The sequence below is a fragment of the Dethiosulfatarculus sandiegensis genome (genome assembly GCF_000931935.2).
GTDB classification, from domain to species: Bacteria; Desulfobacterota; Desulfarculia; order Desulfarculales; family Desulfarculaceae; genus Dethiosulfatarculus; species Dethiosulfatarculus sandiegensis.
Map to the genome: position 1 here is coordinate 69,099 of NZ_AZAC01000003.1, position 19,653 is coordinate 88,751.

Sequence of the window (19,653 nt, forward strand, 5' to 3'; positions counted from 1 at the left end):
AAAAGCCGGGTTTAGTATTCCCACCTGACTCCCAGGTATACATAAGCCGGGGCGATATTGTATTCTTCCCGGTCAGTGTCGAAGATGTTTTTCATTCCCGCATAGAGCATGAAGCTTTGGCACAGATCTTTGCCAACCCAGGCGTTGACTACTGAATAATCGTCAAGACTGTTTCCCAGACCGTCTTCCTGGCCTGAGTACCAGTTAAAGGACAACCTGGTCTTGAGCCCTAAGTCTTTCAGTTTCCAGGTGGCGTTCAAGTTGCCTTTAAAGCGGGGCTGGTTGGGCAGTTGCTCGCCCGTGTCCTTGTTCTCCGTATCCAGGCAGGTCATGCCCGCGCCAAAGGTAAAATTAAAGGGAAGGCGCAGGTTACCCAATAATTCCAGGCCACTGGTAGTTGCCTCGGCAATGTTCGAATATTGGTATCTTTTTACCTTGGATTTTCCCTTTGCCTTGGAAGCAAGGGGCATGGCTTCGATAAGGTCATCAATGTCATTTCTGAACCAGGTCAGCTCCAGGTCCAGGCCCTCTGCCACATCCAGGTTTGATTGCAGCCCGATCTCATAGGAGTCAGTTGTTTCCGGTTCCAGGTCTTTGTTTGGCAGATAAATATCCTTGCCCCGCCTTTTATAAGCGGTGACATATAGTTCATATGAAGTCGGCGCCCTGAACCCGTGGCCATAAGATGCCTTGAGGCGCAGGTTGGGGTTGATGATAAAACTGGCCGCCATTTTGGGGCTCCATTCGGAGCCGAACTCACTATGGTCATCTAAACGAACTCCGGCCACCAGGTTCAGGCGGTCAAAGAAAAGCATGTCCAGTTGGCCGAAGCCCGCGTGGTTGTCTGTGTCATATTCCGTAGAAAGATTGTCCGAACCCCTGGTGTCCTGGCGGGATTCCGCCCCCAGGGTGAGGTTCAACATTTCATTCAACTTTGCGTTGAAACGGCCCTCATACTGGGTTCTCTTGTATTTTTCGTTAAGCAAAAGAAAGGGGCTTTTGATCGCAGGATTAAGGTCCACATCTGTTTCATATTCCGAATGGTAAGCCTGCAGCATGAGGTTGGTGTTTTTGGTGAATTTGCCGTCATAACGCAGAAAAACGTCACTGATCTTATCTGTTGCGTCCCTTTCGGCTAAAGTATTTTGGATATCTCTTTGACCTATGCGTTCAAAATTGTTGTAACTTCCTCCGAAACTGACGGAATGGTTCTCGGAAAAATCTATTACGCCCTTGCCGGCCCCGTACTGTTGCTTGACTTCGTCTCCGTCGTCCGGAGGCTCGTTGTCATGTTCCCAGCCGTTTCGATTTTTAAAGCTGCCGCTGGCCAGAAAGCGGAACTTGCCGAGACCCGCACCGATCAGGCCCTGGGGCAGAAAGGTCTGGCCGCCGCTGCCAGTATTGGTTCCCGCCTTGATATCCGCCTCAGCCTTGATCTTTTCCCTGGGCGCTTGCTTGGTGATGATGTTCACCACACCACCCAGTGCATCACTGCCGAAAAGGGCGGAAGAAGGGCCTCGCACCACCTCAATACGCTCGATCATGATAGTGGGGATCTGGTTTATGTCGGTCATCCCCCTGTAGCCGGGAGCCAGACGTCTTCCGTCCACCAGAACCAGGGTGTGTTGGGAGCCGGTTCCCCTTATGGAAGGCCTCATGGCTCTGCCGGATTCAGTATTCAGGACCAGGCCCACTGCCTCTTCCAAGGCCTGGGCCACGGTGTCGGCCCCCATTTCCTGGATTTGGGCTTGGCTGATTACCTCTATTGAGGCTGGAGCCTGGGAAAGTTTCTGCTCGTTCAAGGTGGCTGAGACCACCACCGGTTCAAGTTTTGTCCGACTGTTTGCTTGCTCGTTATTGGCCGCCAGACTGGGACTGGCAGCCAGGCATAAGGGAACAATCCAGACCCATGTGTATTTCTTCAATATTTGTCGCATATTAGGTTCTCCGCATGAAATTGAGTAGAATAAACCCCTGCAAGTAAAGTTAGATTCTACAAAAAAATTACGGAATGTCCAAAAAAATAGATAAATTAATACGAAATAAGATGTAATTTAAAAATAAAGTTGATGAGTGCTAATTTTTAGCGGCTGGCCGGTTATGCAATTTTTGAGTTGCCGGAGAAGCGGGGAAAGGAGTGTGCGCGAACAAAAAGCTCATTATGCAGGTAGTGTGGATGATGTGTATCTGGTCGGGAATAAGGGATACACCTCTAAAGGCCTGTGACTTTTTTGGAGGGGAGATGACGGCGCATTGAATTGAGAGGCTTCTTTGTTTTCTTTAATGCCAAACCGTTGGCAAAGGCTGAGTTCTTGCTGATCAACATTTGGAAGCTCTTGGAGAATTTTGTCTGCGCCTTCACCTGCTCACCTGTGGACTAAACCCAAAGGCCGCCCGGCTGGTTAACAAAAAAGAATTTTTCCCGGTCAGGCTGAGCAGGGTGTCGAAAAGCACCTGACAGCCTTGGCTTGCCTGTTTAGCTGTTATCTCTTCCCACGGACTGTGGCTGACACCGTTTTTATACGGCGCGAAAATCATCCCGGTCGGCACCTTTTGGGGCGGCAAAGCTGGTGGCGTCATGACCTGCGCCGCTTACCATGCGGGTGTGGGCCAAGCCAAGTTTTTCCGCCGCCTTTTCCAGCTGCCCGATCAGGGGTTCGTGTAAAAGGCAAGGGGCCTTGGCATGAACCGGCTCCACGAAAATGCTTTTGCCTGAATCAGCCTGCCTTGCAAGCATCATTTTAAGGGCCTTGATATTGGCGGTGTCCTGACTCCCCAGTTCCACCACCAGACTGCACAGGTCGGGAATTACATTGGGCGCTCCCGGATTCAGGAAAAGCTGGCCAATGCTTGCCACCATCTCCGGATTCCTGGCCTGGGCCCATTGGGGCAAAAGACTTATCAGAGAGGCCTCCTTGACCAGGGCATCATCCCTTTGGTGCATGGGAAAGGCGCCTGCGTGGCGGGCTCGCCGGTTATGGTCACCACATATCGGTATATCCCGGCAATCACTGTGACAGCGCCTATCTCCAGGCCCTCGGCCTCGAGTTTCTTGCCCTGTTCAATATGCAGCTCCAAGTAAAAGGCAAAATCGCCTGCCCCTAAGAGGGGTTTCGAAATCCGGGCCGGGTCTTTGCCCGCCAGGGCCAGGTCCCGGGCAAAATTATATTTACTTTTGTTTTTGGTGTGCTCAAGGTCGGATTGGGAAAGCCCGTTGGGCATGGCCCGGCTGCCCATGGTTCCTGCGTTGTGGGCTCCTTCTTCATCTGTAAAGTTGACAATCCAAAGCTCCCAGGGCAGTTTCACACCCTGCTCAATAAAAATGCGGGCTCACTCAAGTCCAGCCAACACTCCCAAGGTTTTGTCAAACCTGCCGCCGTTTGGCACTGTGTCCAGATGGGAGCCGATCACCGCCTTTTTATGGGTTGCGGGATCGGATGCCTCTACTTGGCCTATGATGTTAAAGGCTTCGTCAGTACCGACTTCAAGCTCTGCCGGCTTCATTTTGGCAATGAGCCATTTTTCCCCTCAAGGCCTTCAGGGGAAAGGGCGGTTCGGGTGACCCCCTTGGGCGGGCCGATCCCAAAACGGCGGGCCGGATTGGCAGCCAAAAGACGGGCAAGCCGACAACCGAAAGACCCCTTCCCACCACAGCCGCGTTGTACATAAGCGGCAGGATGCTTTCCAGGCCCGGACCGCCCGATGAATTTTCAAATACATTTGGGTTGGTTTTTCTCTCCAAGAGCCGGGGGGAATGGTCTGAGGTGATGAAGTCAATGTCTTCGGCCAGAAGGCTTGGCCTAAGCCCTTCCGCTGCCTCCTTTGACCTCAGCGCGGGATTGATCTTGCCAAAGGCCTGAATTTTGTCCATGTGCTTTTCATTGAAGAGAAGGTAATGAGGGCAGGTTTCCGCCGTCACATCCATTCCCTGGCCCTTGAACCAGCGGATCAGCTCCAGACAACGGGGATGGGAGGCATGGTAGATATGCAACGTTATCCCTGTCCAATGGGCCGGCTCCAGCAGTTTGATCACCGCCAGGGTTTCCGAGTGCGCCTTGGCGTAGGTCTTGCCCTGGTTTTTATATTTTTGGATAAGCGCTTCTATAATAACGTTGTTTTCAGCATGAAACCCCACCGGAATCCCCTGATCTGCTATTTCGGGAAGGATTTCCCAAAGGACGTCTTCGTCTATGTGGGGAAAGCGAACCGGGTCTGTTTCAAAGGTGCTGAGTTTTATTCCGCAGGCCCCGGCCGCAACCAGGGGAGCACCATCTCCCTGGTGGCATTTTGGGGCTGGGTGGCTAAAAAGGCGGCGCCCACCAACGTAGTTTTTTCATATAGAGGAAAAAATAAAGACTATTTAAAGTAGGTGTTTTATGTGGAAATGGCCATTTCCATAATGTGAAAAATTCCAAAAAGACTTTGCCTTTAAATGTAAATTTTGGTTCTTTGAATTTGATTATTATGATCTGGGTTCCGTGAAAAGGAAGAATTATCCAGGGCTATTGACCTGTCAGCCGGATTGTAAAAATCGTCCCTTTTAAAAAGCTCCTGTCTTGATTTTTTTGTGCTTTTCATGAGTATGACTATTGGTTCCAGTCCTGCCCTGTGAGGGCATGGCAATTTAAAAATCAACCCTGGCAAGCCCAGACCTTTGCAAAGGGGGCTATGTATTGGTTATATTGTCTGGCAACCGTCTGATGCATTGGGAAGGCGGGTTATTGAATTTTGGGCGGAATTCAAGCGGGACCGTGGTTTGATGAATTGGAAAAGCAATTTAATTTTGGTAAGTTGGCAAAATGCAACTCCTTGCCGAATGTGGGTTGGAGAAAACGAAGACGCCTTTTTCAATACCACGGCAGTTATCTTCATCCGGAAAGGCCGATCGATTGATGAGCACCGCACCCAATAAGAAAAACAAGAAAAAAAAACCTGAAAAGGCCAGAGTAAAAAGGCCCGAGCTGAAACAGGCCAAGACGATCGGGCAAGGCAGGGCCAAGCTGGCGGTGATCTCCTGTTGGGTTTTTGCGGCCATGGGCCTGGTGAACACAGGGGTTAATATCTGGCTTTCAAGCCTACCAAGTATGCAGGTGTATCTGGAACAAAAGTCGCTCACTTCTTTTGTGGCCGCCCCCACCATTGTCACTAATGTGGCCTGTGCAGTGCTGTTTCTCATGTGGTTTCACAGGGCGCACTTGAATTTATCTGTTTTGGGGGAGCAAGACCTTCGCTTTAACCCCAACTGGGCAGTGGCCAGTTTTCTGGTGCCGATCTTGTTTTTCTTTATGCCTTTTCAGGTAATGGGCGAGGTTTTTTTCCGGAGCCAGGAGGATGGAGTCAATGTTTCGCCGCAAAACCCGCCTAATCCGGTTTGGATAAGCATCTGGTGGTTTTCATTTTTGGTCTCCTGGCTGATTCTGGCGGCGCTCATCCCAGGTATTACCTCGAACTACGGCATGGAATACTATGATCTGATAAGCCTCATCTCGGCTGCGGGCTCCCTTTTGCAGGCAGCCGGTTTACTGGTGGTGGTAAAGCTGGTGCGGACTGTGCAAAACCTGCAGGAAACCAGGTTTGACAAACTGATCGCCGTTAAATAGAAGATTGATTCTTTTTGTTTCATAAAAAACCCGGCCCTTTGCTAAGGGGGCCGGGTTTTTATGCATATCCGCTTAAAATCGATAATTATCCCTTTTTTGGCGGGGGCAGAAGGTTTTGCTTTTTACGTGTGGTGAAATCCGCCATGCGCTGGTTCAAGTCCCTGGCGGCAGAGTCCAGGTTTTCTGAGGTCCCTGTGGCCTCTTCAACCAAAGCGGCGTTTTGCTGTACAGCTTCATCCATTTGGGCAACAGCCCGGTTGACTTCTTCTATGCCTGTGGCCTGTTCCTGGCTGGCGGCCGAAATTTCGGCTATGGTGGTTGTCACCTGTTCTGTATCTTCTATGATCTTCTGTAAAAGCTTCCCGCTTTCAGAGACCATCAGGCTCGATCTCTCCACCTTGGTCACGCTTTCGGTGATCAGGGTTTGGATTTCTTTGGAGGCTTCGGCCACCCTGCCCGCCAGACTCCTTACCTCGCCTGCCACCACGGCAAAACCGCGTCCCGCCTCACCGGCCCGGGCCGCCTCCACTGCGGCGTTTAGGGCCAAGAGGTTTGTCTGAAAAGCTATCTCATTAACCACATCTATAATCTCGCGGATTTTTTTGCTGGATTCATTGACCTCCTGCATGGCCTCCATGGTGTTTTTCACGGACTGGCCTCCCTGCCTGGCCACTTCGGAAGTTTTTTGGGCCAGACCGTTGGCCTGGGCCGCGGAGTCTGCGTTTTGCCTCACAGAGGAAGTCATCTGCTCCAGGGCGGCGGCGGTCTCTTCAATGGCGCTTGCCTGTTGTTGGGTGCGGTCGTTCAAATCAAGGTTGCCCTGAGTAAGTTGCCGGGAGTTTTCGGCCACCACTCCGGCCACTTCGGTTACACTCTTCATGGTATCTGAAAGACTTTGGTTCATGTCTTCCAGATCTTTAAGCATTTCACCTATCTCATCACTTCTTTGCGTGAGAGACAGTTCCAAATGGGTGGTGAAGTCTCCCTTGGCCGTAGCGCCCAGGGCCTTGGCTGCCCGGTTTATCGGCCTGCTTAAGTTGCGCGCCAGCGCCATGGCCAGGAAAAGGCCTGCAACCAGTATGACCAGGGCCACGCCTCCTGCCCCGGCAATGGCGGTTGCTATCTCCCGGTCGGCTTTGTCCAGGGAATAGATCACCTCAAATGCCCCGTGAATCTCGCCTTCTTTCCAATCCTCCATGGCCACCCCGGTGGGGTCCAGCCCCTTATTGTTTCCCCAGATTCGTTCACTGTTGTTCGGGTCTCCGTGGCATAAAAGGCAGCTTTGGCTGAGCCGCACCGCCTGGAAGAAACGAACCGCATTAAGCTTATCATCGATGAGATAATAGCTGTCGTTCTGGGTGGCCTTCATATGTTTAAGGGCATTGGCTTCAACTGCGTCCGGCTGGTTTTTGGGGTTTCTGGGGCTGAACTTGGGGACTTTAAAGGTGTAGTCCAGTTCCTTGGCCTTTTTCATGGCTGTTTCCCAGGCGGTCACCACCGGAATCATGGCCAGGACCTTGCCCATTTGGTCCTGATCGGCATAGGTCCTGATCTGTTTCGGGGTCAGTACGCCATGGGCCCATTTTTCTTCCATGGCCTCGCGCACGCTCTCCACCTGCATAGTGGTGATGCGGGCATCGTTGATATAGTTCTCGACAATGTCATCGTATTGTTTGTAAACATAGGAGACCATCAGAATAATGATCAAAAGCAAGGTAAAGGTGAGGTTTGCTACGATTATTTTTTTGCCTATGGAAAGGCGCATAAAACGAGATGAAGAAGACATGTCCCGGCCATCCAGTTTTGAGTGTCTTTGGTTTCAACACTTTATTGTATCTGAAAAAAGGCTGCGACCATACCCTTTTGAGTTACATGCCCTTTGAGCTGTGAAATTAGAAAGCTAAAAATATTTTAACTTTGCAACAGGGGGTAAGGCTATTTGACTTGACGGTCCTTAATAAAATGTCTGTTGTGTTTCATAATAGGGCCCTGCCTTTGTTCGGGCCCTATTTACTTTCCCACTAAGGCGTCAGCTGGTCTATGAGCACTTGCGGGTCATTGGTGGGCGCGCCACAGGCATAATCCCGGCAGACGTGGGCCACTGGCTTGGTTCCTGATTGTATCTCCGATAAAAAGGGGAAAAGCCGGGCCAGTTCAGACCCGTCTGCATCAGTATCGGCCAGGACCAAGGCTTTGTGGGGTTGAAATGGAGTGTGGCAGGCATGTAGCATGTCATGCCATTTTGGTTTTTTCCTGTCTCCACTAAGCACCACCTGCCTGATGGGCTGCCTTAGATAAAACAGAGCGCAAAGCATTTGCGGCAGGCCGGAGGGGTGTTCTTTAAGTGCTCTGCCAAAGGCGTTCAAACCCTTTGTCCCAAGTTCTTTCCATGCTTCATCCGACAAAATTTCGCCCAAGCGCAGGCAGTTTAAAAGGGCAATGGAGTTGCCTGAGGGAATGGCGCTTTCAAAGGTTTCCTTGCCCCTTATAAGCACACTGTGGTCCTTGCCCGAGGTCTCGAAAAAGCCGTGGTTTTTTGAATCCCAGAATGACTCCTTTTGTTCCAGGCCCAGGGTTATGGACCGGTTGAGCCAGGTTAAATCTCCGCTTGCCTCGTAAAGGTCAATAAGGCCCTGGATTAAAAAGGCATAGTCATCAAGCATTGCCTCTTGTCCGGTCTGGCCGCCCCGCCAGGTGCGCATCAGCCCGGAACCCTGGTTGGAGTGGAGTTCGGTTGTAATGAATTTGGCTGCTTTTTGGGCTGCGTCTAAGTATTTCTGTTCATCAAGCATGGCCGCCGCCCTGGCAAAGGCGCTTATCATAAGGCCGTTCCAGGCGGTTATTATCTTGTCGTCCAGGTGGGGGCGGGGGCGTTTCCCTCGTGCCTGTAATAATTTATTCCTGATTCGGCTGATCAGTCGAGTTGCCTTTTCCGGGTTAATTTTTAGCCCGCGGGCTGCCTGCTCAAGGCTGAGCGCTTGGTGGAGGATGTTTTTACCCGTGAATTCCCGGTGAGGGTCCTGGGCCACATTGCCTTGTTCCCTGACACCGAAATAGATTCTCGCCAATTGATATTCTTCATCACTCAACAGGTTTTTTAATTCTTCAGCGCCCCAGATATAAAAAGCCCCTTCACCATGTTTGGCCGGGTCTTCCGGCAAAGGGCTGTCTGCATCTTCGGCCGAATAAAATCCGCCTTGGCCGGAGGTCATGTCCCTTTGCACGTAATCGAGAATTTCCCTGAGCACTGACGCGTAGAACTCCTCGCCGGTGAACTGAAAAGCCTCCCCATAGGCCAGGGCCAAAAGGGCCTGGTCATAGAGCATCTTTTCAAAATGGGGCAAAAACCATCTTTGATCCACTGAATAGCGGTGGAACCCTCCGCCTATCTGGTCGCAGATCCCTCCCGCCGCCATTTGGCGCAAGCTGAAAAGGGCCATTTCGCCTGCCCTGGATTGGGGAACCTCCTTGGCATAGCGCAATAAAAAGAAAAGAATCATAGTCTGCGGAAATTTTGGGGCCAGGCCAAATCCGCCGAGTTCAGCATCATAAATGCCTGCAAATTGCTCATAAGCCAGTGGCATGGCTTCCAGACCGGCCTCTCCTTGAGGTGGAAGCGGGTTCTGGTTTTGCTTTATGTATTCGGTTAGCTTTGCGGCTGAATCTAATAGTGCGTTGGGGTCGGCCCGCCATTTTTCATGCACAGCCTTGAGCACCTCGTCAAAACCGGGCATGTTGTATTTTCTTTTGGGTGGGAAATAGGTCCCCGCATAAAAGGGCTTTAGATCCGGGGCGAGAAACACGCTCATGGGCCAGCCCCCGCCGCCAGTCAGGGCCTGGGTGGCTGTCATGTAAAGCCGGTCAAGGTCCGGCCTTTCCTCCCTATCCACCTTTATGCAGACAAACCATTGGTTCATCAGACCGGCCGTCTCCGGGTCTTCAAATGACTCATGGGCCATGACATGACACCAGTGACAAGTGGAATAACCAATGGAAAGGAATATGGGCTTGTGCTCCTTTTGGGCCAGCTTGATCGCCTCTTTGCCCCAAGGGCGCCAGTTAACCGGATTAAAGGCATGTTGCAGAAGATATGGGCTTTTTTCGTTGATAAGCTGGTTGGGCTTTTCCCCTTGCTCGAGCTTTTCAGCCACAAACCGGTCGATGGTATGGTCCTTCACCTTGTTAGTCATATCTTTGACCACTCTTTCCTCCCCTTTACCGGGGCGAGTCTTGTTGGGTCTTTCCTTAACTAACCCCATCTTTAAGACCTCGATTCTGCGAGGCGGGTCACAGTTATAAATAAGTTAATTACTATTATTGAATTTGGCATTAACCAGGTGGAAGAATTTTGGCCTAGTGCTTTGCAGATTGAAGGCTAGACGTTGTCTGCTCCCCCGAGAAAAACTTGATTTGCTGTTATGACAAAGGCTGTGGAGTGGGCTTAAGCCCACAAAAAGTTTTTGATAGATGATTTAACGCTTTATGTGATTTTATTCTTTATGTGTATAACATTAAGGCATAACGGCATAACGGCTTAATGCTGTATTGTGTTAATGAGTATTATTAGTTGAATGTTGAGGGGCTGGATAAAAGCATACTTTAATTTAATTATCATAAAAAACTTGACAATATTAAGTCTAAAAAATAAATTGATTGCCGGATATGATTTTAACCTGTAAAGCGAATAGGGGGGCAAGATCGGAAAAAGCACATTTAAATTCCTTCGTGGCACCTTTCGACTCGAGAATGCTGATTAATTGTAATAAGCTTTTTGTTGGTGTTAGTTGTAGAGTTACAATTAGCTACTAATTACACGGAGATAAAAATATGTCCCTGGAAATTAATCCTAGTATTGCCGAAAAGTTACCTGTAATAGTCAAGTCATCGCTTGCCAAAATGAGCACTGAAGAGCAAAGCCAATTTGTAGAAGAATATGAGAGGAAGAAAAAGAGCTTAGGATTATTAATGGCATTGGCTATATTATTCCCCATTCAGTTGTTTCTCTTGGGTAAGACAGGCCTTGGCGTAGCTTTTCTTTTGACGGCCGGTGGGCTGTGGGTGTGGTATTTTGTTGAAATATTCTTAACCCCCAAAAGGGTCAGGGAATATAACGCTGATATAGCTACTTCCATACTCAGGGATATGAAAATTCTGCAAAGTTGATACAAAAACCTTAACAAGTTTGTATTCTAATTTTGTCTTTTCTTTTTAGGAAGTGGCTTTGTTCTTTTTACTCACCGGTTTTGCAGGATTCTGGAAGTAATTGAAGAGATGACTGGATCCTCTTAGATTTGCTCGGCGCCCCCGACCGTGTCGCAAGGCATGGGCGGGGGTTCTGTTTTGAAATGCTTGTAATTAGATATCGGCTGTCAGTTCATCCCTGGGAGTGCTTTTCACTTTTGCTAGGTGTTGTTGTCAAGGCTTTTGCCGCTCAGCAAACACCCTATCACCACTAGTCCCTGCCGCTCAAGCCAGCACACAGCCAGGATCAGGGAGCAGGGGGCGCAGTGGCTTGTCATCAGGCAACAAGTCACTAAGGTCGAGCTGCTGTTGTCGTTCATGCAAACGTGCGGGAACCCCTATTGCGCAATGCCGCTTCGCAACCAGCCTTGTAAAGGGGCACCACCCACTTGTAAACAGTGGGCCTTGCTGATGCCCAACTGCTCGGCCGCTTCCCTGGCCCTGATTTTTTTTCATTAAGAACCGTTTAGTTTCGGCCTTCTGTAAAGCCGAGATTGGGATAATAGTATATGCGTTGAACATTCGGTTAGCCTGCCGCTCCAACCTCCTTTTCGGTCAGCTTACTTTACTTGATTGGCTAAATCGCGAAGAGCGAGTTGCGGTTTATTTGTCCCGCCATGTTGGATATATTCGAAATAACTTCAAATCGGCAATTCCTTCCCATTGCGGTAATCGTATCTTCGGGCCTTCAATCCTGACCAGGGGTGGTTCTTTTTCAGCCAATGTATTTATTTTTTCCCAAAGAGTGGTATCTCCCCAGAATTGCGGTGGCGTCTCTCTTTCCGAAACAAACGAGAAAATTTCCGCAGCAGTCTCGCAGCCAGAACGTATCGCTTCAAGTGCAAGTTCTTCAAGCCGACCTAATCCAGTTTTTTTGTCTGGATATTCTTCCATCCATCGCGTCACGGCAGCCGGAACCCAAGGCAGGGGGGCATCAGTCAATTCTGCCAACTTTTTGAACTCTGAGAAATCCTGAAGTGCGAACGCGCGATCAACACGTTCCGCAAAAAGAAAATGGTTCCTCTCCAATTTCAATGGTTGACGTTTGTCATGCACAGAGGCCAGTTGAGCGGGAGAAAGTTGCCCAAGACCGTGATATGGGTCGATTCCCGGAAAAGCATCTATGCAAAAGAGTTCGGCCTTTTCGTTTTTGAGAAAACGCAGGCATGTAAGGATGTGGCAGAGCATCGACTGGTCAAAAAGGCACGCATCAAACCACAGAAGCACAGTGTTATATTCTGATGCTGCCTTTAGCTTAGCGTACTGAGTTTTCAATGCCTCAAGGACCTATTTTTTGCTTAGTCCGCCTCCGGTTGAATCTTCAAGAAAATTGGCCTGAGCATCCAGCGTTATTTTATCGGGCCATCCGGGTTTTCTCGGACCATTGTAAAGGATGTCATGCCATACGAACACTTCACCGGGAATTTTGCTTTTCACCAAATTATTCCCCGCTATGTCACCACTTGTAATATGCAATGCTCGTTTCATTTATGTCTCTCATTTTTTTCTTGGCGAACAATAATAAGCTTGATTCACATGAGATGCGGGAGCTGTTGTCTCTGTCCACATAAGCACCTTCAGAACACTTACGCAAAAAATGACTAATCGCTTTTGCCTCAAGGCCATTTCTATGGCTTGTCCATTTTGCTGGTCATGTTATGAGGATCGGCATAAGAACTTGCCCTTAAAGACTGTTAACGCAAATAGTTTGATTCGACAATAGTTGCATCATAGGTTAGTTGGGCGGATATGACGTCCCAACCCAAGCTCTGAACATGCCAAGGTCAGGAAAATTGATATTTTTTCACTGGATGAATGATTAGAAAATATCAAAAATTTTGCCACCAGGCCAAATTATGAGACGGCATCCTCACCCATCTGCTCATATCAAACCGTGGTTGTGCGTAGCGCCCTGCCAGTACATTTCAAAGAACAACAATCAATATCAAAGTAAGATCACCCTGAAGGTTTGAAGAGAGGCTGTATTCATCAGCTCGAAGGCCGCTGTTAAGACAACACACTAATAGCTGCACTCTTTAGTAAACTGGAGCTTTATACCGAGTGGGCTTTTTGGGGCCAGTTGACAAACAACACGCCAACCACAAGGGTTCCTAAACCGAGAAAAAAGGCCCAGCTAAGGCTTTCCCCTAAAAGAAGGACCCCCAAGATTATTGCCACCGCCGGATTGACGTTCGCATAGACCGCCACCTGTGTTGGCGACAGGCGAGTCAGCGCCAAAGTCCATAGATAAAAGCCAAGGGCTCCAGAAAAGATGCCCAAAAACCCAATCAGAATAATTGTATTTTTGCCTATCTACGCAATTGACTGGGCAACCCCTTCAACAAGGGCGCCTGGAAGAAGAAATAAGGTTCCGAACAGCATGGCATATGTAGTTAACGGTTAAGGCCGAATAGCGGGACAGCATCCGAGGCGCCAAGACACCATATATCGCGCCACACAAGGCTGTCAGCAGCATCAACCCATCTCCGGAGGCTACGTTGCAGATTGATAACTCTCTTCCCTGGACTGATTGTTTATAAACACGGATGTTTCCGGAAAGGACAAATGGAAAAAAATGCAGAGTTGGAGGTCTTCAAAGATAGGTTTACCTGCCTTTAAAGTGACCAGCTTGGCATTTAAGAGCGCACTCGAAACGAGTCCGTGGTTGACTTCCGACAACACCGGGTAAGCCTTGTTAAGCTCTTCCATGATTTCAGGATTTATCATTTCAATCACCAATTTGATTAAAGTATGTCAATTTTATGATTGTTTTTATATCCAGTTATACAGTTAGTGAAAAGATTGTTATTAAAGAGTATCGTCAATAACTCTTAATATGGATAAATTTTACCTGGTCATAAAGTATTCGACACTCTCAGGGAGAGGCTCCTTCATAACTTTTCAATAGCCTGCAAATAGCGCATTGTTTTAAAAACACACCCTGAACCTTCTGTCGGTTAGGTACACTTCTCTTGATAAATTTAAGTAGATTAATACCTATCATTATCTGCGAGTAGTCTATTTGGTCAAGGTGAGAATATAATGATAAGTATTTTGCTTTTTAGAAAAGATCAATATCGGAACAATCGCATTTACTTGCTACCGGTCATTTTGCCAGCGCATGGATAAGGATCAAGATTCCGGGCTGTTAATTCATCCTAAAAGCCAAAATGGCGAGCTTTCACTAATCTCCAAAACAATTCGCAATCCTTCGCCAACCTGCCAGTGAATTCTCCATCATCCTAACCCAACCTATGCCTTTTAAGGTGTCCCGGCAAGAGCTGACACAGACGACCACGACCAGTGGCAATCGTTTCTACCTTGGTCGATCGCCGGTATACTCTTTAGTCACTTTTGTGCTCAGATTTGCCCGAAAATGCCCAAAAAAAGGCCTTAACCGCCTTGGTGTGGTCACCAGGTAGTTAAGGCCTAATTTGTTGAATTTAAGGCAAAAAAATGGTGCCGAGGGACGGAATTGAACCGCCGACACGAGGATTTTCAGTCCTCTGCTCTACCAACTGAGCTACCTCGGCACACTTTCTTGCTTTTTTGCCTTGCGGTTTTTGTTCCCGCGAAGCATGGCTCATATATAACGGCCTTGACCTGAGTCGTCAAGAGGCAGTTAAGCCAAAGAATCAGAAAATGTCATTTTTGTTAACAGCAGCATGGCTATTGGTATTTTGGGCGTAGGTGGGAAAAGTGCCGCAAATCAAGGCTCTTCGCTGTATTAGGTCTGTTTTTTCCGGGATGGCCCCAGTTTTTAAAGCATTGCAAAAGCTTGTTTGGCATCCAGTGGTTTGTTAAATACTTAAGAATCATATCTTTGGGGGGAGCAATGCTTGCAAGTGTGAATTCCCTGGCTGTTCTGGGGGTGGATGCCTTTGCCGTCTATGTAGAGGTGGATCTGGCCCCCGGCCTGCCTGCCTTTAATACTGTGGGTCTGCCTGAAGGCGCGGTTCGTGAATCCAAGGAGAGGGTCCGGGCCGCCTTGACCAATTCCGGTTTTTCTCTCCCTGTAAACCGTATAACCGTCAACCTGGCTCCGGCGAATGTACGCAAGGAGGGCTCCGGTTTTGATTTGCCCATAGCCCTGGGGATCCTGGCCGCCTCGGGCGTGATCCCTGCCCGGTCCCTGGAAAAGGTGGCGGTGGTGGGTGAGTTGGCCTTGGATGGGGGCCTGCGGCCGGTAAGGGGCTGCCTGCCCATGGCGGTGACTGCGGCCCGCCTGGGGTTTGAGCACATGATCCTGCCCAAGGTAAACGCGCCGGAGGCCTCTGTGGTCGAGGGTGTTTATGTGCTCGGTGCGGAAAGTCTGACCCAGGTGGTGGAACACCTTTTAGAGCGGGAGAAGTTGAACCCGGTGGTATCCGATCCCCATCTCCTGGCCGGAACCGAAAATTACGATCTGGATATGCAGGATGTAAGGGGGCAGGAACAGGCCAAGCGCGCCCTGACTATTGCCGCGGCTGGGGGGCACAACATACTTATGGTGGGGTCTCCGGGTAGCGGCAAGACCATGCTGGCCAAACGTCTGGCCACTATTCTGCCGCCCCTGAGCTTTGAAGAGGCGGTTGAGGTTACCCAGGTGGCCAGTGTGGCGGGCACCCTGGAGGATGACCAGGCCCTGGTGACCAGGCGTCCTTTCCGTGCGCCTCACCATACCATCAGCTACGCCGGTCTGGTCGGCGGGGGCAGTTTTCCCCGTCCTGGTGAAGTGAGCCTGGCCCACCATGGGGTTTTGTTTTTGGATGAGCTGCCCGAGTTTAAAAAAAGCGTGCTCGAGGTAATGCGCCAGCCCTTGGAATCCGGGGAAGTGGTGGTGACCAGGGCCGCGGCCTCGGTCTGTTTTCCAGCCCGATTCATGCTGGTGGCCGCTATGAACCCTTGTCCCTGCGGCTATTACGGAGACCCCAACCGGGCCTGCACCTGTAGTCCGGGAAGGGTGCAGGAATACAGAAACCGGGTTAGCGGGCCTTTATTGGATAGGATAGACCTCCAGGTGGAGGTGCCCGCGGTTCCGTTTAAGGATCTTAACACCAAGACCTGCGGCCCCACCTCAGCCGAATACACGGAACAGGTCTTAGAGGCCAGGGGCATCCAGCAAAAGCGCCTGGCAGCCGAGGGCGTGTTTTGTAACGCCCAGATGAACACCCGCCTCACGCGCAAGCACTGCCGCTTGACCTCAGACGGAATAAAGGTGCTTGAAATGGCCATGGATCGCTTCAAGCTTTCGGCCAGGGCCTATGGCCGCATTTTAAAGATTGCCCGCACCATAGCCGATCTGGCCGGAGCCAAGGATATCGGATTGTCCCATGTGTCCGAGGCGATCAGTTATCGGAGTTTGGATAGGGGGATTTAGAAAAGGGGTCAGGATTTAGAAAAGGGGTCAGGAGCCTTTTATGCCAAGACCATTGCGCGCATCCAAAGGCGGTGTCGTTTATCATGTCATTAATCGTGCCAACACCCGCATGACAATTTTCGAAAATGAATCCGATTACCAAGCGTTTGAAAAGGCTATTGTGGAGGCGCACGAACGTCGGCCAATACGCATCATTGATTATTGCATTATGCCTAATCATTGGCACATGGTGTTGTGGCCGGAACAAGATGCTGATTTATCGGCTTTTTTAGGTTGGCTGACCATGACGCACACACAGCGTTGGCATGCAAATCACGGAACTACCGGCAGCGGACATTTATATCAGGGGCGGTTCAAAAGTTTTCCGGTTCAAACTGACAGGCATTATTACACTGTCTGCAGGTATGTTGTCCGCAATCCTGTTCGGGCCGGTTTGGTGGACCGCGCTGAAAAATGGCCCTGGTCAAGTGTTGGCCTTAAGCAATCTGTAAACAGTAAGACAGCTGGTTTGCTCAGTGACGGACCTCTGGAGCGGCCAATTGATTGGCTTGAATTTGTAAACCAACCTGAAACAGATTCAGACCTGGCCTCTTTGCGTGAATCCATTCAGCGGGGCAGGCCTTTCGGGGAGATGGATTGGCTCAAAAGAGTTGTTAAAGATTTTGGTATGGAATCGACTTTACGTCCGAGGGGTCGACCCCGTAAGAGTGTAAATTGACGACAATAAAAAGGCTCCTGACCCCTTTACCTGTGGTTAAAAACTTGTCGGGTTTTTAAAGTTTTTGTCAAGAAAACTGCCTTCAATATTATTCACCATTTCAACAAACCGATTGGCGGGGGCTGAAAACATAATCATATCATCTGGGACAAAATGTCGGGCTAAAACATCCATCAATCCGACAATACACTTTGGCTGTTTCTTGAACTTTTGGTCATAGGGAGTGGAGAAAGCCGATTGACATGCCGAAGCGTCAGGTATCAGGGTACCGCTTTTCTCCCGGTCATAACTTGCCAGTCCAGCCAAATTTGCCAGACCTGTAATATCCGGAAACAGATTGACTACTTCGATTTCCTTGTTTTCGTGGATCGTTTCAATTTTTTCAAAGTACAAGAATTTTTCCGGCGGAGTATGAATCTCTGCCACGTAGTCCCGATAATACGCCTGGGCAAGGGTGCACGATTTTTTAAAACGTTCGGTTTCGGCGATAAATTTTCCTTTATCGTCCGCTGGTGGTACGAAACCGCCAAATTCCTGTATCCCTGGGCAGGCTTTCCCATTGTCTGCCGAGAACTGAATTCTTTTTCCTTTCTTTATGACAATTGCCCAATACATAAACATACAAACCCATCTATCTTTTTTAAAGATAAATGAATTTTCTATGTTATCGGCGGCAAAATACCAACCTGTTGCGGGATATTTAAACGATAATACTTCCGATAAGTTATAGAGTCTATCTTTGACTATTTTGGCTTTCATTAACATTTACTCCCTACTAATTTACTCTCACAATCCCTATTCCCAGATCAGAACCGGCTACTTTCAATATTTGATTAACGAAAAACTAAAATAGATTTTAAATGCAATGAGACCTTTTCAATTCACACCTTTAAGTTGCTCAACAGTGCGATTAAGAAATTATTGTGTGGCAATTACCAGTTTTTTGGACCGTTTTTAAGGGTCATTTGGCCTGTCGAGGGATTCAATTGATGGCAGGACAGGCACTTGCCTTGATAATATTTAATGAAGTCGTTTTTAGCGGAAAGTTTATGATAGTGGACTTTGTGGGAAATGACACTCATCGTTTCGGCTTCTTTATCTTCCCCGTGACACTTTTTACAGCTTCTTGGTACAGTAAGGTTTTCTTTATTGATGTCTGGATGGTCAGGATAATATTTCTTTAATCTTACGTTTATACGATAATCCAGATTACCGCTTTGAACGTGGCAATCAACACACCCATGGGGATACTTATCTTCAATCGTGATTCCATATAACTTAGGAGTCTGTTGCGCCAAAGCTGTAGAACAAAAATAGGTCGCTCCCATCAACAACAGAAAAAACTTGACTGTTTTCACGTCAATCTCCTGAGCAATAATTAGGGGAAATATAAGATTGGTACCTCCCTATTTTAGACGGCTTGTTTTATTGCGCATAGCTTTTTCGGGTGCGCTACTTGTGTGGATTAGCTCCACAGGCAACCCGTATCGATGACTCTATATATCGAAGTGACACAAATCTTTTCAATTCATGCTTTTCAATTGTCCAAACGTGCTATTTTTTGTCTTACTGTTAAACGGGTTTCATAACAGCGTCCGGAAAAAGGTCAAACCGCTTTAACTGGTATACAGATGTCGACATCAAAAAAATGATTTCCATTGATTATTTTTTTCCCGTGACATCTCTCGAATGATTCCCGATCGTCCCATTCATACCCGCTATTAATAAGCCATTCGGAAAATATCCAACTCCAGGCGCCTGCGAATTCATCCCTTTTCAGCAGAAAGCGGCAGACAGCAAATTTGCCCCCGGATATTTTGCTTATCCCGACAGATCCTGACGGGGCGACAGAATTCATGACCGGAATCCCAACCATGACTCTTAGATTTTTATCTTCCGTGATGTTGGGATCGTCATGGTATATATGCCATTCGATAGTCTCTTCATTGATCAACTCACGTGCGGCAGCCCACCGGAGGAGCCGGGTGTAAAGTCTCCCGTATAAAATTTCATCGTCATGGTAGGGGCCGGTTTTTCGAAGGTAGGCGAAGGTCAAGGGACGGATATCTTCAATAGCAACCTGCCAAATAGCGTTTACTAAATGGTACGTCCAGACAGGTGAACCCCGATTAATGGAAAATCCATCGCGTTCAATTTGTACTGGTGTTGATTCGTAAACAGAATAACCGGCCGACTTATTCCGCCATTCAGTCGCAGTCATTTTAAAATGGTTTTTAAAGCTTTTTGCAAATGAGGAAGGGTTCTCAAAACCGCACACCAGTGCGACATCGGTAATAGATACGTTTAAATTTCCCTGGAGCAGTGCAGCGGATTTTTCTAGTCTTAATCTCTTGATATATTGATAGACGGATTCCCCCATATAATCACTGAAAATGCGATTAAAATGAAATTTTGAATAACACGCGACTTCTGAAAGTTGTTTAAGAGAAAGTTCCTCATTAAGGTTTGCTTGAATATAGTCAACAACCCGATTCATACTCGCTTCATATAACTCGTTCATGTTGATCACACCAATTAAAGCCTTTTTACCCTGTAATTATCATTATCCTTAAAAGCAGCAATCGTCAAAGATTCTAAAGGCATGCTTAACTGATTACATCTGGCCCGCCAACGTTACGAATTTTATATACCTTCCCATGATACTCTATGATAAATTTTTGACCTTCGTCAATTGGAAGATCGAGGATTTCTAACTTATTTATATCGGGGAAAAG

18 protein-coding genes and 1 tRNA gene are annotated in these 19,653 nt (G+C 48.4%); 4 read left to right on the forward strand and 15 right to left on the reverse strand.

Annotation, left to right across the window (positions count from 1 at the left end):
- Positions 1–11: 11 nt before the first annotated feature.
- The 5 genes from X474_RS03260 to X474_RS03280 all read right to left on the reverse strand — a co-directional run bounded on the left by X474_RS03260 (position 12) and on the right by X474_RS03280 (position 4,135).
- A complete protein-coding gene (locus X474_RS03260; protein WP_044346729.1) occupies positions 12–1,937 on the reverse strand; it encodes a TonB-dependent receptor plug domain-containing protein in 1,926 nt (641 codons plus the stop codon).
- Between the two features lie 581 nt (positions 1,938–2,518).
- Positions 2,519–2,944: a zinc-binding metallopeptidase family protein gene (locus tag X474_RS03270; protein WP_044346732.1), complete on the reverse strand. Its 426-nt coding sequence runs from the start codon at positions 2,942–2,944 to the stop codon at positions 2,519–2,521.
- On the reverse strand, positions 2,902–3,306 hold the full coding sequence (locus X474_RS03275; RefSeq protein WP_044346734.1) for a hypothetical protein: 405 nt from the start codon (positions 3,304–3,306) through the stop codon (positions 2,902–2,904). The genes X474_RS03270 and X474_RS03275 overlap by 43 nt, the downstream gene beginning before the upstream one ends.
- Positions 3,307–3,330: 24 nt before the next feature.
- On the reverse strand, positions 3,331–3,504 hold the full coding sequence (locus tag X474_RS25970) for a hypothetical protein (protein ID WP_156360597.1): 174 nt from the start codon (positions 3,502–3,504) through the stop codon (positions 3,331–3,333).
- Complete coding sequence (locus X474_RS03280; RefSeq protein ID WP_044346736.1) at positions 3,485–4,135, reverse strand: dihydroorotase; 651 nt, start codon at positions 4,133–4,135, stop codon at positions 3,485–3,487. Before X474_RS03280 ends, X474_RS25970 begins: the two co-directional genes overlap by 20 nt.
- 757 nt (positions 4,136–4,892) lie before the next feature.
- On the opposite strand from X474_RS03280, the gene X474_RS03290 reads away from it, so the two are divergent.
- Positions 4,893–5,600, forward strand: coding sequence for a DUF4328 domain-containing protein (locus tag X474_RS03290; protein ID WP_044346740.1), 708 nt, complete (start codon positions 4,893–4,895; stop codon positions 5,598–5,600).
- Between the two features lie 85 nt (positions 5,601–5,685).
- Here the strand turns inward: X474_RS03290 and X474_RS03295 are convergent, their stop codons facing one another.
- Positions 5,686–7,386 carry a methyl-accepting chemotaxis protein gene (locus tag X474_RS03295; RefSeq protein WP_082464112.1) on the reverse strand — a complete coding sequence of 567 codons (1,701 nt, stop codon included), beginning with the start codon at positions 7,384–7,386 and terminating at the stop codon, positions 5,686–5,688.
- A 235-nt stretch (positions 7,387–7,621) separates the two neighbouring features.
- A complete protein-coding gene (locus tag X474_RS03300) occupies positions 7,622–9,802 on the reverse strand; it encodes a thioredoxin domain-containing protein (protein WP_052514800.1) in 2,181 nt (726 codons plus the stop codon).
- 625 nt (positions 9,803–10,427) lie between these two features.
- Here X474_RS03300 and X474_RS03305 point away from each other — a divergent pair.
- Positions 10,428–10,763, forward strand: coding sequence for a TM2 domain-containing protein (locus X474_RS03305; RefSeq protein ID WP_044346742.1), 336 nt, complete (start codon positions 10,428–10,430; stop codon positions 10,761–10,763).
- A 681-nt stretch (positions 10,764–11,444) separates the two neighbouring features.
- Here the strand turns inward: X474_RS03305 and X474_RS03315 are convergent.
- From X474_RS03315 to X474_RS03325, 5 genes are all read right to left on the reverse strand, one after another.
- Entirely contained in the window at positions 11,445–12,116 is a 672-nt protein-coding gene (locus X474_RS03315) for a hypothetical protein (RefSeq protein WP_197281952.1), read from the reverse strand.
- A gap of 12 nt (positions 12,117–12,128) precedes the next feature.
- Entirely contained in the window at positions 12,129–12,329 is a 201-nt protein-coding gene (locus tag X474_RS26420; protein WP_197281953.1) for a hypothetical protein, read from the reverse strand.
- A 564-nt stretch (positions 12,330–12,893) separates the two neighbouring features.
- Entirely contained in the window at positions 12,894–13,154 is a 261-nt protein-coding gene (locus X474_RS27165) for an EamA family transporter (RefSeq protein ID WP_082464114.1), read from the reverse strand.
- 180 nt (positions 13,155–13,334) lie between these two features.
- Positions 13,335–13,568 (reverse strand): hypothetical protein, encoded by a 234-nt coding sequence (locus tag X474_RS03320; RefSeq protein ID WP_044346746.1) that lies wholly within the window; start codon positions 13,566–13,568, stop codon positions 13,335–13,337.
- 730 nt (positions 13,569–14,298) lie between these two features.
- Positions 14,299–14,374: transfer RNA gene (locus X474_RS03325), tRNA-Phe, on the reverse strand.
- A 302-nt stretch (positions 14,375–14,676) separates the two neighbouring features.
- On the opposite strand from X474_RS03325, the gene X474_RS03330 reads away from it, so the two are divergent.
- The gene (locus tag X474_RS03330) at positions 14,677–16,200 is read left to right on the forward strand and encodes a YifB family Mg chelatase-like AAA ATPase (protein WP_044346748.1); all 1,524 of its coding nucleotides are present in this window, start codon (positions 14,677–14,679) and stop codon (positions 16,198–16,200) included.
- A 40-nt stretch (positions 16,201–16,240) separates the two neighbouring features.
- Complete coding sequence (locus X474_RS03335; RefSeq protein ID WP_044346750.1) at positions 16,241–16,918, forward strand: REP-associated tyrosine transposase; 678 nt, start codon at positions 16,241–16,243, stop codon at positions 16,916–16,918.
- A 36-nt stretch (positions 16,919–16,954) separates the two neighbouring features.
- Here the strand turns inward: X474_RS03335 and X474_RS03340 are convergent, their stop codons facing one another.
- The 3 genes from X474_RS03340 to X474_RS03350 all read right to left on the reverse strand — a co-directional run bounded on the left by X474_RS03340 (position 16,955) and on the right by X474_RS03350 (position 19,439).
- Entirely contained in the window at positions 16,955–17,677 is a 723-nt protein-coding gene (locus X474_RS03340; RefSeq protein ID WP_044346752.1) for a DUF169 domain-containing protein, read from the reverse strand.
- Positions 17,678–17,850: 173 nt separating this feature from the next.
- Positions 17,851–18,276, reverse strand: coding sequence for a hypothetical protein (locus X474_RS25975; RefSeq protein ID WP_156360598.1), 426 nt, complete (start codon positions 18,274–18,276; stop codon positions 17,851–17,853).
- 248 nt (positions 18,277–18,524) lie between these two features.
- Positions 18,525–19,439 carry an AraC family transcriptional regulator gene (locus X474_RS03350; RefSeq protein WP_156360599.1) on the reverse strand — a complete coding sequence of 305 codons (915 nt, stop codon included), beginning with the start codon at positions 19,437–19,439 and terminating at the stop codon, positions 18,525–18,527.
- Between the last annotated feature and the right edge of the window lie 214 nt (positions 19,440–19,653).

What these genes read in the sequence shown, in the direction of transcription:
- X474_RS03260 (WP_044346729.1), bottom strand. Translation starts at nt 1,937, where the DNA reads ATGCGACAAATATTGAAGAAATACACATGGGTCTGGATTGTTCCCTTA.
- X474_RS03270 (WP_044346732.1), bottom strand. Translation starts at nt 2,944, where the DNA reads ATGCACCAAAGGGATGATGCCCTGGTCAAGGAGGCCTCTCTGATAAGT.
- X474_RS25970 (WP_156360597.1), bottom strand. Translation starts at nt 3,504, where the DNA reads ATGAAGCCGGCAGAGCTTGAAGTCGGTACTGACGAAGCCTTTAACATC.
- X474_RS03290 (WP_044346740.1), top strand. Translation starts at nt 4,893, where the DNA reads ATGAGCACCGCACCCAATAAGAAAAACAAGAAAAAAAAACCTGAAAAG.
- X474_RS03295 (WP_082464112.1), bottom strand. Translation starts at nt 7,386, where the DNA reads ATGTCTTCTTCATCTCGTTTTATGCGCCTTTCCATAGGCAAAAAAATA.
- X474_RS03305 (WP_044346742.1), top strand. Translation starts at nt 10,428, where the DNA reads ATGTCCCTGGAAATTAATCCTAGTATTGCCGAAAAGTTACCTGTAATA.
- X474_RS26420 (WP_197281953.1), bottom strand. Translation starts at nt 12,329, where the DNA reads ATGAAACGAGCATTGCATATTACAAGTGGTGACATAGCGGGGAATAAT.
- X474_RS03320 (WP_044346746.1), bottom strand. Translation starts at nt 13,568, where the DNA reads ATGATAAATCCTGAAATCATGGAAGAGCTTAACAAGGCTTACCCGGTG.
- X474_RS03330 (WP_044346748.1), top strand. Translation starts at nt 14,677, where the DNA reads ATGCTTGCAAGTGTGAATTCCCTGGCTGTTCTGGGGGTGGATGCCTTT.
- X474_RS03335 (WP_044346750.1), top strand. Translation starts at nt 16,241, where the DNA reads ATGCCAAGACCATTGCGCGCATCCAAAGGCGGTGTCGTTTATCATGTC.
- X474_RS03340 (WP_044346752.1), bottom strand. Translation starts at nt 17,677, where the DNA reads ATGAAAGCCAAAATAGTCAAAGATAGACTCTATAACTTATCGGAAGTA.
- X474_RS03350 (WP_156360599.1), bottom strand. Translation starts at nt 19,439, where the DNA reads ATGAACGAGTTATATGAAGCGAGTATGAATCGGGTTGTTGACTATATT.